The organism is Kocuria turfanensis, from assembly GCF_001580365.1.
GTDB lineage: Bacteria > Actinomycetota > Actinomycetes > Actinomycetales > Micrococcaceae > Kocuria > Kocuria turfanensis.
Map to the genome: position 1 here is coordinate 2,029,244 of NZ_CP014480.1, position 15,602 is coordinate 2,044,845.

General features: G+C 70.1%; 11 protein-coding genes. 6 read left to right on the forward strand and 5 right to left on the reverse strand.

The genetic code is table 11. The annotated features are described in order from the left end of the window. Positions 1-5 precede the first annotated feature (5 nt). The 5 genes from ppsA to AYX06_RS09410 all read right to left on the reverse strand — a co-directional run bounded on the left by ppsA (position 6) and on the right by AYX06_RS09410 (position 9,360). Entirely contained in the window at positions 6-2,399 is a 2,394-nt protein-coding gene (ppsA, locus tag AYX06_RS09390; RefSeq protein ID WP_062735551.1) for a phosphoenolpyruvate synthase, read from the reverse strand. Between the two features lie 165 nt (positions 2,400-2,564). Next, positions 2,565-6,017, reverse strand: coding sequence for a pyruvate carboxylase (locus AYX06_RS09395; protein WP_062735552.1), 3,453 nt, complete (start codon positions 6,015-6,017; stop codon positions 2,565-2,567). Between the two features lie 222 nt (positions 6,018-6,239). Next, positions 6,240-6,881 carry a LutC/YkgG family protein gene (locus AYX06_RS09400; protein WP_035925203.1) on the reverse strand — a complete coding sequence of 214 codons (642 nt, stop codon included), beginning with the start codon at positions 6,879-6,881 and terminating at the stop codon, positions 6,240-6,242. Further along, the gene (locus tag AYX06_RS09405; protein ID WP_232319274.1) at positions 6,878-8,443 is read right to left on the reverse strand and encodes a lactate utilization protein B; all 1,566 of its coding nucleotides are present in this window, start codon (positions 8,441-8,443) and stop codon (positions 6,878-6,880) included. Before AYX06_RS09405 ends, AYX06_RS09400 begins: the two co-directional genes overlap by 4 nt. A gap of 20 nt (positions 8,444-8,463) precedes the next feature. Continuing rightward, a complete protein-coding gene (locus tag AYX06_RS09410) occupies positions 8,464-9,360 on the reverse strand; it encodes a (Fe-S)-binding protein (RefSeq protein ID WP_062735554.1) in 897 nt (298 codons plus the stop codon). Between the two features lie 446 nt (positions 9,361-9,806). Between AYX06_RS09410 and AYX06_RS09415 the strand changes: the two genes are divergently transcribed. The 6 genes from AYX06_RS09415 (at position 9,807) to AYX06_RS09440 (ending at position 15,593) form a co-directional block, all read left to right on the forward strand. Continuing rightward, positions 9,807-11,594: an L-lactate permease gene (locus AYX06_RS09415; RefSeq protein WP_062735555.1), complete on the forward strand. Its 1,788-nt coding sequence runs from the start codon at positions 9,807-9,809 to the stop codon at positions 11,592-11,594. Positions 11,595-11,735: 141 nt separating this feature from the next. Beyond that, positions 11,736-12,449 carry a FadR/GntR family transcriptional regulator gene (locus AYX06_RS09420; protein WP_062735556.1) on the forward strand — a complete coding sequence of 238 codons (714 nt, stop codon included), beginning with the start codon at positions 11,736-11,738 and terminating at the stop codon, positions 12,447-12,449. A 389-nt stretch (positions 12,450-12,838) separates the two neighbouring features. Further along, positions 12,839-13,033: a hypothetical protein gene (locus tag AYX06_RS09425; RefSeq protein ID WP_047804244.1), complete on the forward strand. Its 195-nt coding sequence runs from the start codon at positions 12,839-12,841 to the stop codon at positions 13,031-13,033. Positions 13,034-13,627: 594 nt separating this feature from the next. Continuing rightward, positions 13,628-14,422: an ANTAR domain-containing protein gene (locus AYX06_RS09430; RefSeq protein ID WP_232319275.1), complete on the forward strand. Its 795-nt coding sequence runs from the start codon at positions 13,628-13,630 to the stop codon at positions 14,420-14,422. 267 nt (positions 14,423-14,689) lie between these two features. Continuing rightward, positions 14,690-14,953, forward strand: a complete 264-nt coding sequence (locus tag AYX06_RS09435; protein ID WP_186815690.1) for a hypothetical protein — start codon at positions 14,690-14,692, stop codon at positions 14,951-14,953. A 415-nt stretch (positions 14,954-15,368) separates the two neighbouring features. After that, positions 15,369-15,593 carry a hypothetical protein gene (locus tag AYX06_RS09440; protein WP_062735558.1) on the forward strand — a complete coding sequence of 75 codons (225 nt, stop codon included), beginning with the start codon at positions 15,369-15,371 and terminating at the stop codon, positions 15,591-15,593. The last annotated feature ends 9 nt before the right edge of the window (positions 15,594-15,602 follow it).

Genomic DNA, 15,602 nt, shown 5'->3' on the forward strand with positions numbered 1-15,602 from the left:
GGTGCTCACACGGCCGGCTGTGCTGTGGTGGCGGCCAGGGCCAGCCAGGTGTCCACGACGGCGTCGGGGTTCAGGGACACGGAGTCGATGCCCTGGCTCAGCAGCCAGGCGGCCAGCTCGGGGTGGTCGCTGGGGCCTTGGCCGCAGATCCCGACGTACTTGCCGCGGTCCTTGCAGGCGGTGATGGCCATTTCCAGCAGCTTCTTCACCGCCGGGTCGCGTTCGTCGAAGGAGCCCGCGACCAGGGCGGAGTCGCGGTCCAGGCCCAGGGTGAGCTGGGTGAGGTCGTTGGAGCCGATGGAGAACCCGTCGAAGTGCTCCAGGAACTGCCCGGCCAGCAGGGCGTTGGCCGGCAGCTCGCACATCATCACGATCTCCAGGCCCTCCTCCCCGCGCCGCAGTCCGTTGGCGGCCAGCAGCTCGATCACACCCTGGGCTTCGTCGAGGGTGCGCACGAAGGGGACCATGAGCTTGATGTTTCTCAGTCCCATGGTCGAGCGGACGTATCGGATCGCCTCGCACTCGAGCTCGAAGGCCGCCCGGAAGGCCGGGGACAGGTAGCGGGAGGCGCCCCGGAACCCGAGCATCGGGTTCTCCTCGGCCGGTTCGAACTCGGGCCCGCCGAGCAGGTTGGCGTACTCGTTGGACTTGAAGTCCGAGAGCCGGATGATCACCGGTTCCGGGGCGAAGGCGGCGGCGATCGTGGCGATGCCTTCGGCCAGGCGCTGGACGTAGTACTCGCGCGGTCCGGGGTAGGCGGCGATCCGTTCCCGGATCTGGATGGCCACCCCGGGGTCCAGCTCGGGGGACCCGTTCTGCAGGGCGAGCAGGGCCAGGGGGTGGATGCCGATCTGGCGGTTGATGATGAACTCCAACCGGGCCAGGCCCACCCCATGGTGGGGCAGCTGGGCGAAGGAGAACGCCTGCTCGGGGGTGCCGACGTTCATCATCACTTTCAGCGGTGCTTCGGGCATCGCGCCCAGGGTGGTCTTCTCCACGGTGTAGTCCAGCAGACCCGCGTAGACCAGGCCCTCCTCGCCTTCCGCGCAGGAGACCGTCACCGGGTCCCCCTCGGCCAGCACCTCGCTGGCGTCCCCGGCGCCGACGACGGCGGGGATGCCCAGCTCCCGGGCGATGATCGCCGCGTGGCAGGTGCGCCCGCCGCGGTCGGTGACGATCGCGGCGGCCTTCTTCATGATCGGCTCCCAGTCCGGGTCGGTCATCGACGCCACGAGCACGTCGCCGGCCTGGAAGGAGGCCATCTGCTCGACCGAGGACAGCACCCGCACCCGCCCGGCCCCGATCCGTTGGCCGATGGCCCGCCCCTGGGCCACCACCGTGCCGGTCTCGTGGAGCCGGTAGCGGGCCACGGCCCCGGCCCCACGGCGGGAGACCACGGTCTCGGGACGGGCCTGGAGGATGTAGAGGTGCCCGTCGGTGCCGTCCAGGCCCCACTCGATGTCCATCGGGCGGCCGTAGTGGTCCTCGATCGCCACCGCGTAGCGGGCCAGCTGCTCCACCTGCGCATCGGTGAGGCTGAACCTCCCCCGCTGCGCCTGCGGCACGGGCACGAAACCCACGGTCTCCCCGAGCTCCTGGGAGTCGGTGTAGGTCATCTGCAGGGCCTTGTCCCCGAGCCCGCGCTTGAGCACCGCCGGGCGCCCGGCGGCCAGGGCCGGTTTGTGGACGTAGAACTCGTCCGGGTTCACCGCCCCCTGCACCACCGCCTCCCCGAGCCCGTAGGAGGAGGTAATGAACACCGCGTCGGTGAACCCGGACTCGGTGTCCATGGTGAACATCACCCCCGAGGCCCCGACGTCGGAGCGCACCATCTTCTGCACCCCGGCCGAGAGCGCGACCTCGGCGTGGGCGAACCCGTGGTGGACCCGGTAGGCGATGGCCCGGTCGTTGTACAAGGAGGCGAAGACGTCCTTGACCGCCGCCAGCACGTTGTCCACCCCGCGCACGTTCAGGAACGTCTCCTGCTGTCCGGCGAAGGAGGCGTCGGGCAGGTCTTCGGCGGTCGCGCTGGAGCGCACCGCCCAGGACACTCCTGCCGGGTGGGTCCCGGCCAGTTTTTCGTAGGCATCCCGGATTCCGGTCTCCAGTCCGTCCGGCAGCGGTGCGTTGCGGATCAGGGACCGGATGTGCGCACCGGCGGCGGCCAGAGCAGTCACGTCGGCGGTGTCCAGGCCCTCCAGGGTCTGGGCGATCCGCGTGTCCAGGCCGTCGGCGGCCAGGAACTGGCGGAACGCGGTGGCGGTGGTGGCGAAGCCGCCGGGGACCTGCACCCCGGCGTTGCTGAGGTTGCGGATCAACTCGCCCAAAGAGGCGTTCTTGCCGCCGACCTCCTCGAGGTCGGAGAGGTCGATGTCAGTGAAAGGAAGGACAGAGGTCATGAAGGACTCCTTCGGTGGGCGCCGCCCGGGCGGGGCGCCAGTGGATTGAGGATCGGTTCTGCCCGCCGGCCCGGCCGCAGGAACATCAGCGGTCGGGGCCGATCGGCTCCTGCCGGGGCAGGGGCTCAGGGCAGGGGACGGGGTGGTTCGGGGGCGGTGAAAGGTTCAGTTGGTGGAGCGCAGTACCAGAAGGAGGTCGCCGCCGGTGACCTGGGTGACCCCGGTCAGTGCGACCCGGGCGACCGTTCCGCCGGTGGGGGCGGTGATGGAGGCCTCCATCTTCATGGCCTCGATGGTGGCCACCTGCCCGCCGGCCTCCACGGTGTCGCCCTCGGCCACCGTCACGGTCACCGCCCCCGCGAACGGGGCGGCCACGTGGCCGGGGTCGGCGGGGTCGGCCTTCTCGGTCTCGGGCACCGAGGAGGTGATCGAGGCGTCGCGGACCTCGATCATCCGGGGCTGGCCGTTGAGGGTGACCATCACGGTGCGCATGCCCTTGTCGTCGGGCTCCGAGATGGCCTGCAGGGTCACCAGCAGCCGCACCCCCTTGCCGAGGGAGATCACGTGCTCCCGGTTGGAGGTCAGACCGTAGAGGAAGTCCCGGGTGTGCAGCACGGTGACGTCGCCGTACCTGGCCCGGACCGCCTCGTAGTCCCGGGTCGGGCCGGGGAACAGCAGCCGGTTCAGCGTGGCCCGCCGGGTCTCGGAGTCGGCGGCCAACGCGGTCGAGTCCTCCTCGCTGAGCTCGGTGACCCCGACACGCACGGTGCGGCCCTCCAGAGCCTTGGAGCGGAACGGTTCGGGCCACCCGCCGGGGGGAGTGCCGAGCTCCCCGGCGAGGAAGCTGATCACCGAGTCCGGGATGTCGAACTTCTGGGGGTTCGCCTCGAACTCGGCCGGGTCCACGCCCATGCCCACCAGCTGCAGCGCGAGGTCGCCGACGACCTTGGAGGACGGGGTGACCTTTACCAGCCGCCCGAGCATGGCGTTGGCGGCGGTGTACATGTCCTCGATGGCCTCGAAGCGCTCCCCCAGCCCCAGCGCGATCGCCTGCTGGCGCAGGTTCGACAGCTGCCCGCCGGGGATCTCGTGCCGGTAGACCCGCCCGGTCGGGGCGGTGAGCCCGGACTCGAAGGGGGCGTACATCCGGCGGATGACCTCCCAGTAGGGCTCCATCGCGGAGATCGCCTCCAGCGGGATGCCGGTGTCCCGCTCGGTGTGCTCGAGCGCCGCGACCAGGGCGGAGGCCGGGACCTGCGAGGTGGTGCCGGCCATCGAGGCGTCGGCGACGTCCACGGCGTCGACCCCGGCGTCGATCGCGGCCATGAGGGTGGCCAGCTGCCCGCCGGCGGTGTCGTGGGTGTGCAGGTGCACGGGCAGGTCGAAGCGCTCCCGCAGCGCGCTCACCAGCTTCGCGGCCGCGGCCGGGCGCAGCAGCCCGGCCATGTCCTTGATCGCCAGCACGTGCGCCCCGGCCTCGACGCACCGGTCGGCGAGGTCGAGGTAGTAGTCCAGGGTGTAGAGCTGCTCGTCCGGGTCGTTGAGGTCCCCGGTGTAGCACAGGGCGACCTCGGCGACCGCGGTGCCCGTCTTGCGCACGGCCTCGATGGCCGGGGCCATCTGCTCCACGTCGTTGAGGGCGTCGAAGATCCGGAAGATGTCCACGCCGGTGGCCGCGGCCTCGGCCACGAACGCGTCGGTGACCTCGGTGGGGTACGGGGTGTAGCCGACCGTGTTGCGCCCGCGCAGCAGCATCTGGATCGGGATGTTCGGCATCGCCTCGCGCAGCAGCCGCAGCCGCTCCCACGGGTCCTCGCCCAGGAAGCGCAGCGCGACGTCGTAGGTCGCCCCGCCCCAGGCCTCGACCGAGAGCAGCTGCGGGAGGGTGTGGGCGTAGGCCGGGGCGGCTGCGAGCAGGTCGCGGGTGCGCACCCGGGTGGCCAGCAGCGACTGATGGGCGTCGCGGAAGGTCGTGGAGGTCACGGCCACGGCCTGCTGGGCCCGCAGGGCCTTCGCGAAGCCCTCCGGGCCCAGCTCCTGGAGCCGCTGCCGCCACCCGTCCGGCGGGGTGTGCGCCGAGGGCCCGTCGAAGGGGGAGCGCAGCGGCTCGTCCTGCTTGTCGCCCGGGTAGTGGGGGAGCTTGGTGCGCGGGTCGATACCTTCCACCCGGGGGCCGTGGGGCTGATTGACGGTAACCTCGGCCAGCCAGGTCAGCGCCTTGGTGGCCCGGTCCCCGGAGATCTTGCCTTCCAGTAGTTCGGGGCGGGATTCGATGAAGTCGGTGGCGACCTCTCCGGCGAGGAACTGCGGGTCGGCCAGCACGGCCTGGAGGAACTGGATGTTGGTGGCCACCCCGCGGATGCGGAACTCGGCCAGGGCACGCTGGGACCGGTGCACAGCGGTGGCGTAGTCGCGGCCGCGGCAGATGAGTTTGACCAGCATGGAGTCGAAGTGGGGGGAGATCTCCGCCCCGGCGTAGACGGTGCCGCTGTCCAGGCGCACTCCGGCGCCGCCGGCGGAGCGGTAGGCGGAGATCTTCCCGACGTCGGGGCGGAACCCGTTGGCCGGGTCCTCGGTGGTGATCCGGCACTGCAGCGCCGCGCCCCGGACCGTCAGCGACTCCTGGGCGATGCCCAGGTCCGACAGGGTCTCCCCCGAGGCGATGCGCAGCTGCGAGGCGACCAGATCCACATCGGTGATCTCCTCGGTGACGGTGTGCTCGACCTGGATCCGCGGGTTCATCTCGATGAACACGTGCTGACCCGCCCGCTCCCCGGCCGTGTCCACGAGGAACTCCACGGTTCCGGCGTTGACGTAGCCCAGCTCCTTCGCGAACCGTACGGCGTCGGTGTGGAGGGCCTGCCGGATCCCCTCGTCGAGGTTCGGGGCCGGGGCGATCTCCACGACCTTCTGGTGGCGGCGCTGCAGGGAGCAGTCGCGCTCGAAGAGGTGGACGATCCCGCCCTCGTCGTCGGCGAGGATCTGCACCTCGATGTGGCGCGGGCGCAGCACGGCCTGCTCCAGGAAGACGGTGGGGTCCCCGAACGCCGTGTCGGCCTCGCGCATCGCGGCGGCCAGCGCCTCGGGCAGCTCCTCAGGGGTCTCCACCCGGCGCATGCCGCGGCCCCCGCCGCCGGCGACCGCCTTGACGAAGATCGGGAAGCCGATCCGCTCGGCCTCCCCGAGCAGGTAGTCCACCTCCGAGGAGGGGGCGGAGGAGTCCAGGGTGGGGATCCCGGCCCGCTTCGCCGCCTTGAGCGCCGCGACCTTGTTGCCGGCCAATTCCAGGATCTCGGCCCGTGGGCCGACGAAGGTGATGCCCTCGCGCGCGGCGGCGCGGGCCAGGTCCGGGTTCTCCGACAGGAACCCGTAGCCGGGGTAGATCGCGTCCGCCCCGGACTCCTTGGCCACCCGGATGATCTCCGCCACGTCGAGGTAGGCCCGCACCGGGTGGCCTTCCTCTCCGATCTGGTAGGCCTCATCGGCCTTCTGCCGGTGGATCGAGTTGCGGTCCTCGTACGGGAACACCGCCACCGTCTTGGCACCCAGCTCGTAGGCGGCGCGGAAGGCGCGGATCGCGATCTCGCCGCGGTTGGCGACCAGGATCTTGGAGAACATTGACACCCGTTCCGCACCTGGGCGCTCCATTGGAGGCCCGGGTGCTGTGTTGTGAATTTCTGACAAGGTCAACTGCGAAGGAGAAACGGCCGGGCACGGCAGGGGCCGCCGTGCCCGGGCAGGGCAGACCCGGGCCCTCGGGGCCGCGATGGGGCCGGGGTGCCGAGCGGATCCGCGACGGTGCGTCTGCGCGTGCTGCGGTTCACGCGCCGTCCGGGCCTGTCAGCCGAGCAGGATCACGTCGAGCGTCCGGGGCCCGTGCACGCCTTCGACGCGTTCGAGCTCGATGTCCGAGGTCGCCGAGGGCCCGGAGATCATGGTGACCGGGGCCGTGGGCTCCACCAGGGCCAGGGCCTCGGGGATCAGCTCCACCACCGTCTCAACCGGCACCACGCAGATGTGGTGGTCGGGGACCAGGCTGATCGCCCGGCGGCCCTCCTCGGGACGGCCGGTGAGGAAGATCGTGCCGGTCTCCGCGCAGGAGACGGTCGAGGACGTCACCACCGCGTCCACGGCGTTGAGCTCCCGCACCCCCAGGGCCGAGGCGTCGCGGGCGTCATTGGGATCCACCAGCACCCGGCGGGCGGCGGTGTCCTCCGGCAACCAGGCGGTGTCCAGACCGGTCGGGACTACATACCGGGCGGAGACCCCCAGCAGCTGGGCGATCCGCCCCGGCAGGGACGCGGGGGTCTCGTGGTGCACCGCGGCCTTGTAGTCGACCAGCCGGTCCACGAGCATCTCGACGACCTCCTCAGCCGCACGCTCCGAGACGCGGCGATAGGTGCGCTGCGCCGGTGCAGGGGTAGGCGCGTCGTGCAGCGCCCCACGGATCCGGTTGAGGATCTCGGTCTTTGCCTCGCTCATCGTGCTCCCCCGTCGTCTTCGGTGTCGGTCTCGGCCCCATCCGGTGCGGTACTGCCCGCATCCGGGCCGGTGGCCGGGCCGCCGTCGGCGGCCACCCGTTCCTGGGTCTCCTCGGCGTGCTTGGCCCACCAATGGCGGAAAGACTCCTTCGGCGGGGCGGGGATGTCGCGCTCATCGGTCCAGCCCCCGGCGATCCCGGGCAACCAGGAGATCGCCCGATCCTTGCCCGCCACCGCCCTCCCCAACGGCAGACCCTTCTCGGCCAACCCCATCCGGGTGCCCGAGGACATCACCACCGAAGCGCCCTTCATCATCAAATCCATCTGGGAGGGCACCCGGGGGGTGGGCTTGCTGCGCACGTCCTCGTCGCGCAGGTGCACGAGGATCTCGGGGATGTTGATCTTCACCGGGCACACGTCGTAGCAGGCCCCGCACAGCGAGGAGGCGTAGGGCAGGGAGGCGTTCTCCTCGGAGGTGATGCCGGTCAGCTGCGGGGAGAGGATCGCCCCGATGGGCCCCGGATAGGTGGAGCCGTAGGCGTGACCGCCGGCCTGCTCGTAGACGGGGCAGACGTTGAGGCAGGCCGAGCAGCGGATGCAGTGCAGCGCCGAGCGCCCGGCGGGGTCGTCGAGCACCGCGGTGCGGCCGTTGTCCAGGAGCACCACGTGCACGTCCTGCGGCCCGTCGCCGGGGGTGACGCCGGTCCACATCGAGGTGTAGGGGTTCATCCGCTCCCCGGTGGAGGAGCGCGGGAGCAGCTGCAGGAACACCTCGAGGTCCTGGAAGGTGGGCACGATCTTCTCGATGCCCATCACGGTGATCAGGGTCTCGGGCAGGGTCAGGCACATGCGGCCGTTGCCCTCGGACTCCACCACGGTCAGCGTCCCGGTGGAGGCCACGCCGAAGTTCGCCCCGGACACCGCCACGGAGGTGGCGAGGAACTTCTCCCGCAGGTGGGTGCGGGCGGCCTCGGCGAGGTCGCGCGGCTCACTGGTCAAGGAATCATCCGTCTCCGGCATCCCCTTCCGGAAGATCTCCCGCACCTCATCACGATTGCGGTGGATGGCCGGGACCAGGATGTGCGAGGGCTTGTCGTGGGCGAGCTGGACGATCAGTTCGGCGAGGTCGGTCTCTGTGGCGGTGATCCCGTGCTCCTCGAGGTGGGCCTCGAGGCCGATCTCCTGGGTGGCCATGGACTTGATCTTGATGACGTCGGTGGACCCGGTGGCCTGCACGAGCTCGGTGACGATCCGGTTGGCCTCCTCCGCGTCCCGCGCCCAGTGCACGGTGCCGCCGCGGGCCGTGAAGTTGGCCTCGAACTCCTCGAGCAGGTGCGGCAGGTCCGCCATGACCTGCTCCTTGAGCGCGGAGCCGGCCGAGCGCAGCTCCTCCCAGTCGGGGAGCTCCCCGGCCACCGCGGCGCGCTTGCCGCGGATCGTGTGGGTGGCGTGGCGGATGTTGGCGCGCATCTGCGTGTTGCCCATCTCGGCCTTCGCCGCGGCGGGGAACGCGGTGGACGCGTGCAGATTCCCCTGCCCGTGGACGGGACGCACAGCAGGCATCCCCAGTGCAATACGACGGGTCATCGGGCGCCTCCGGTGGTGTGGGACGAAACGGACGAGGAAGCCGGACTCGCAGGACCCGCGGCCGAGGAACGCGCCGACGTGCACCCACCCCGCCCCCTGCTCTTCGGGATCGACAGCTCGACCGGTCCGGAGACCTCCAGCGGGTTCTCGCGGGTGGACGCGAGGATCTCGGCGAAGTGGACGGTGCCCGGCCCCGAGTCCCGGCGGGCCATGGCCCCGCCCAGGTGCATCAGGCAGGAGGCGTCCCCCCCGGTGCACAGCTCCGCCCCGGTGGAGACGATGTTGTCGATCTTCTCCTCGGCCATCGCGGCGGAGACGTCCGGGTTCTTGAAGGAGAAGGTCCCGCCGAAGCCGCAGCACTCCTCGGCGTCGGGCAGCTCGACGAGGTCGAGACCGCCGACCGAGGCGACCAGGTCCTTCTGCCGGTCGCCCAGGCGCAGCAGCCGCATCCCGTGGCAGGACGGGTGGTAGGTCACCCGGTGCGGGAACCAGGAGCCGAGCTGCGCGGCCGCGTCGCGCACGCCGAGCACGTCGACCAGCAGCTGGGAGAGCTCGTAGGTGTTCCCGGCGACGGCCGCGGCGGCCACCGCCAGCTCCTCGTCCCCGCCGGCGCGGGCGATCATCGGCTGCTGGTGGCCCAGGGAGGCGACGCAGGAGCCCGACGGCGCCACGGCCACGTCGTAGTCCGCGGCGGTGAAGGCCTTGACGTGGTTGCGGACCACGGGCAGGGCGTCGTCGAAGTAGCCGCTGTTGACGTGCATCTGGGAGCAGCAGCCCTGGCCGGGCGGGAACACCACCTCGTGGCCGAGCCGCTCGAGCACCCGCACGGTGGCCAGCGCGACCCGCGGATACATCGCGTCCACGATGCACGTGGCGAACAGGGCGATTCTCATGGGACCTCCGGGGGACAGGAGAACAAGGACGAAAGAAGAAGAAAAAGGGTCGATGCGAGAACACCGCACCACCTGTGGTCTGACCATAGTAGGACTATGAGCCGCACCACACAACCAGGGCGGCAGGCGGCGAAAACATTGCGCCGAAGGGTTGGTGGTGTGACCTGGGTCATGTACTCTTCGTGGTCAGACCATTGTGGTCTGACCATACGGTGATGGCATGTCTGGTTCTTCTCGCACTGGGGTGCGGGGAACCCGACCGGCCACCCGACAGACACCAAGGTCTGTGCTGCTTTTCCGGAACTCATCGAAAGGCGCATCGAGGCCACTGGGGCCGGCACGAGCTGCGCGTCGCGTCCCGGAAACTTTGACCCAGCCCGTACCACGCACCCGGCCCGCCCCGTCACCCGTGATCCTGCGGGGCAGGGCCCAGAAAGGATCTGTCCATGGACAATCTCGCTGTTCTGAGCCTGTTGGCTCTGCTGCCCCTGCTGTTGGTGGGTGTGCTGTTGGCCGGGTTCCGCTGGCCGGCGAAGTTCGCGATGCCGGTGGGCTACTTCGCCGCCGTCATCGTGGCTCTGGTGGTGTGGCAGATGAGCTTCACCGGGGTGCTGGCCGCCACCGTCGAAGGCCTCATCGTGGCCATCACCATGCTCTACATCGTCTTCGGCGCCCTGCTGCTGCTCTCCACCCTCACCGTGGGCGGGGCCATGGCCACCATCCGCGCCGGATTCAACAACATCTCCGCCGACCGGCGGATCCAGGCCATCATCATCGGCTGGCTCTTCGGCTCGTTCATCGAGGGCGTCTCGGGCTTCGGCACCACCGCCGCGGTGGTGGCCCCGCTGCTGCTGGCCATGGGCTTCCCCGCGATGGCCGCCGTCATGATCGGCCTCATCGTCCAGTCCACCCCGGTCAGCTTCGGGGCGGTCGGCACCCCCATCCTCGTCGGGGTCGCCAACGGCCTGGGCGGGGACCCCGCGGTCGCTCAGCGCGTCGAGGTCCTGGGTGTGACCATGCCCGAGTTCATCAACTCGATCGGCTTCTACACCGCGGCCATCCACGCCATCGTGGGCATCCTCATCCCGCTGATCCTCGTGACCCTACTCACCGGGTTCTTCGGCCCCGAGCGGCGCTTCCGCGACGGGCTGGCCGTGTGGCCCTTCGCCGTGTACGCCTCCCTGGCCATGACCGTCCCCTACGTGCTGGTCGCCCGCTTCCTCGGCCCCGAGTTCCCCTCCATGTTCGGCGGGCTCCTCGGCATGGTGCTGGTGATGTACACCTCCAGCCGCGGCTTCCTCATGCCCAAGGACACCTTCCAGTTCGGCCCCCGCGCCGACTGGCCCACCCGCTGGATGGGCACCATCGAACCGGCCGAGGCCACCGACGTCTCCACGCACATGAGCACGGTCCGCGCCTGGGCCCCCTACGCCCTGATGGCGGGGCTGCTGGTGGCCACCCGTGTCATCGCCCCGCTGAAGGAATGGCTGACCGGTCTGGCGATCCCCTTCGAGAACATCCTGGGCACCGAGATCACCACCACCGTCCAGCCCTTCTACCTTCCCGGGTTCGTGCTGATCCTCGCCTCGGCCTTCGCCTACCTGCTGCACCGGATGAACTCCCGCGAGATCGCCCAGACCCTCAAGATCTCCGCCGGCCAGCTCGCCGGCACCGCCGCCGCCCTGCTCTTCGCCGTGCCCCTGGTCCGGGTCCTCATCCAGTCCGGCCCGGCCCTCAACGAGTCCGGGCTCTCCAGCATGCCGGTCACCCTCGCCGAGGGCGCCGCCGCGATCTCGGGCAGCTCCTGGCCCGTGATCGCCCCCTGGATCGGCGCGCTGGGTGCCTTCGTGGCCGGGTCCAACACCGTGTCCAACCTGACGTTCTCCCAGTTCCAGTTCTCCACCGGCGCCGCGATCGGTCTGGACCGCCCCGAACTCGTCGTGGCCGCCCAGGCCGTGGGCGGGGCCGGTGGCAACCCGATCGCGATCCACAACATCGTGGCCGCCTCGGCCACCGTGGGCCTGCTCGGGCGTGAAGGTGATCTGCTGCGCAAGACCATCATCGTCACCACCTACTACTGCCTCGCCGGCGGCGCGATCGCCTACCTGTTCATCCACGGGGTGGGCCTGAACCTGGGCACCATCATGCTGGTGGCCCTCATCGCCGGACTGGCCCTTATCGCCGCCCGACTGTGGCGCCAGGACGCCCCCACCAAGAACGAACTCCGGGTTTGAGCCCGGCACATGGGGCCGGGCTCATGACCGGCCCCACGCCTGCTGCACCCCGGGGGCTGCACCCGACTGATCCGGTCGGGTGCAGCCCCCGGGGTCTCTCTAGAATGGTTTGGTTCCCCATCTACCCTCCAGGAGCCCCTCGTGCCCGCGCCCACACGCACCTACACCCTCGTCCTCGACTGGCTCGAAGAACGACTGCGCTCGGGCGAGATCTCGGTGGGCGACAGACTGCCCGCAGAGCGCCACCTGGCCGAAGAGTTCGGGATCTCCCGCGCCTCGGTCCGCGAAGCATTCCGGGTCCTCGACGCCATGGGCCTGGTCCGCTCCTCCACCGGGTCCGGGCCCAACGCCGGGGCGATCGTCATCTCGGACCCCTCGGCCGCCCTCGGCTGGGCGCTGCGGATGCACGTGGCCAACCGGTCCCTGCGCATCGGCGATCTGGTGCAGACCCGGCTGCTGCTCGAAACCCAGTCCGCCCACGAAGCCGCCACCGCCCCGGACACCCCCGAGCGCACCGCGATACTTGACCAGGCCACCGAACTGGTGGCCGCCATGGACGACCCGGACCTGCCGGACGAGCGCTTCCACGCCCACGACGCGCAGTTCCACATCCTGCTCGCCTCCCTGGCCGGCAACGTGGTGGTCGAGACCATCATGGCCTCGCTGCGCCAGGCCACCATCGGCTACGTCCAGGAGACCGTCGCCGGCCTGGCGGACTGGCCGCAGGTACGCCACACCCTCCAGGAACAGCACAAGAACATCCTGGAGGCCTTCCAGCAGCGCCGAGGCGCAGACGCCGCCGAAGCCCTGCGCCACCACATCATCTGGTTCTTCGAACTCAGCGATCACCGCTAAAGAGCGGCCCCCAGACTCCCGCACCACCCAGGACTCTTGACCGCCGCCCACCGAACGGTGCCACCAGCACGGGACCGCCCGAACGAGCCATCCCAGACCCACCCTGCCCGACTGCTGACGGACACCTCCAAAACCTCCGGCTCCAGCCGGCCGCGACCGGCCTCCGCCGTGGGGGACCCATACGCGTTCCAGGCCGAGAACACCCCGCGTCGACACCGCACCACTGAGCGCACCAGATCGGGACGACCACCCGGCATGTGCTCACCGCGTCCCGGCTGACCACCCCGAGGCCGCACCCCAGCCCATAGGCGCCGACGAAAGGCACCGCTACCATAACCAGCCCCGACCCCGTCCCCGGCCCAGTCCCAGTCCTCGTGGAGGACTGCACCGTGCTGCAGGCAGGTGATCGCATCGACGTCCACCTTGTCGGTGACCTCTACTACCGCGGACTCGTCGAGGAGACCATGCCACTCCTCCACGTGGTGTGGGCCCGAGAACTGGGAACCGGCGAACGGAGAATGTTCTCCACCGACGAGAACCGCATCTTCCAGCACCCACCCCCAGCCACCCCAGAAAAGCACTGACGAAGACCTTTTCTGAAGGCACGCTCCACCGTTGAGACGGAAATCCGTGGAGCACATGGATGCCAGACGCCCAACGGCCGACATGGAGGACCGGCCGCTAACCGGGCCATATGTAAAGCCCTTTGCGGTCGTGTTTTGCAGTGAGGGATGTGACGACTGTTTGTACCTGTCGTGCGTTTGGGTGCATCTGGGGTAGCTGATCTGGACGCGCGCTCAGCGACTGCAGGTCGTGTCAGCGTGCTTGTTGCTGCGCTGCCATCTGGCGGGCTGATAGGTGCCAGCGGCGCTCGACCGTCGACGCGTACCCAATGGATGGCATCACCGCCCCGATCACCAGAAGCGCTGTCCAACCCGGGCCCAGGACATGCTCGGCTTGCATTGAGACGAATCGGCCGGCGGCAGCCACCGCGGCACCGGTCCGCCCGCTGCGGTGGTGACAGTGCCCGTGCACCGCACCGCGATCGGAGCAAGCCAGGTGGTGGCGCGCTTTTTGCCGGCTTGCTTGGGTCGGGTGGCTTTCACCTGGTCTACGCTGATCTTCTTCCGTTGTGCCTCCACGGCGTCGATACCGGCGTCTGTCGAAAGGTGTCCTGCGTGACCGATCCGTCCTCGGTGGCCCACCGCCCGATTCCGTCCTTCCCGTCGGTCTCCACCCGGCTGCGTCTGCACGAGGTGCTGGCTGAGAGTGCGGACCTGCGGGAGTTCTTGGAGGAGTTCACTCAGGTGATGGCCGCGCACCTGAGCTCGCAGGGCACCTCGGTGTGGTGCGCGGTGACCGTGTTGCGTGACGGTCGGGTGGGCACGGTGGCCAGCTCCAACGCCCGGGCCGAGGTCCTGGATGAGATCCAGTACGACTACGGGGACGGGCCATGTCTGACCGCGGCCCGCCAGCAGCTGCTCGTCCACGTCCCGGATTTGGCGCGGGGCCCCTGGCCGGACTACGGGCAGGCCGCCCTCGCCCACGGGGTGCATTCGGCCGTGGCGGCCCCGTTCGATCTGCCCGGCCCGGACAAGGCGGCGCTGAACGTCTATGCCGGCACCGTCGATGCTTTCGATGAGGACGCGATCGCGGCGATCACCCAGGAGGTCGTGGCCGCCTCCACCGCCCTGCGCCTGGCCCTGCGCCTGGCCAAACACCAGGACACCGAGTCCGATCTGACCGCGGCGATGGGCTCGCGCACCGCCATCGACGTGGCGGTGGGCATCCTCATCGCCCAGCAGCACTGCACCCAGTCCGAGGCGTTCGAGCTGTTGGCCGCGACCGCGGCCCGGCGCAAGATGAAGGTCCGGGACCTGGCGGTGGAGCTGGTGGCCGCCAGCACCGGCCAACCCCCCACCACCCACTTCAACGCCTCCGAGGCCCCGTGGGCGCACCAGCGCCCCGATTGACCGGGCCCTCGCCTGCGCTGCGCTTCGGCCGGGCGCAGCGCCGGTGCGCAGGGGTTGGTGCCCCCGGGGCCTGCGGCTATGCTTCTGCCTGGTCAAGTAGCTGACCGGCCCCCTGGTCATGCTCAGCGAAAGATCCTTCCCTATGCCCTCGCGCTTTCCCACGTTGTTTGCCTGGACCCCGCCTGCCGGGATCTTGGGCCACCGGCGGCACCGCCGTACCGGATCCGCCCACCATGCTGGCTCTTCCACGGCGCCGGCGGTGACCGGTTGAGCGGGCCCGCCGGAACCGGCCCGGCACCCGTGGCCGGGGCGGGGACGAGCCCCCTCGAGCGAGCCACCCGTCTGAGCCCGGACGACCCGTTCCCCGAGGAGCTGCTGGACCTGTCCCTGGAGCACCTGCAGATCCTGCACAGCCGTATCTGCCGGCAACTGGAACTGGAGTACCTCACCGACCCTGCGGGCGGACACCCGGTCACCCTGGACCGGGCACACGAACTGCAGATCGAGTTCACCTCCCGTTTGCTGCGCTGAACCCGCCCCGGCCCCGGCAGACACAACCGGCATGCACCGGAGTTCCGCCACCCGTGGCCGGGGCCGGTGAGCGGGGCGGTCCCCCGCAACAGCTGGACGATGGCGCCGTGCCGTCTCGTCCCCTCGCCGCCGCATCGGTCGGGGCCGGGCTGGGCCCGAACCTGCAGCTCAGCGGCTGAGCCACCATCACGAGGGCGTCCTCTTACCGCGGTTCCCGGACTGCCAGGCATGGCCCGGCCCGGCGGTGCGCTCACCGGGTGCGGCGCCGGATGGGGTGGTCCGGAAAACGAAGGTGGAGTGTGCATCAGCACCCTGCCGGCACTACCGTTGGGTGCCACGGAGGTGGTTGATCAGCCAGCCACCCTTTTGCCTATCCTCGGGCGACTGCCCGGTCTTAACGCCCAAGGAGCACCCCGTGCTCGACGTCCTGGAAGCCCAGCAAGCCCGCCGGCTGTACCACACGATGGACCAGGCCGGCCTCTCGGTGTCCCAGCTGTGGTGGCACTACTTCAGCCTGGGTGGCGACACCGATGAATTCGAGATCGAGGCCTACCTGCATCAGGCGCTGCACCTGTCGAGTCTCGACCGCCTCATGCTCCAGCACGCCTGCTACGAACTCACCAACGACTGGACCGGGTGAGCGCCTGGC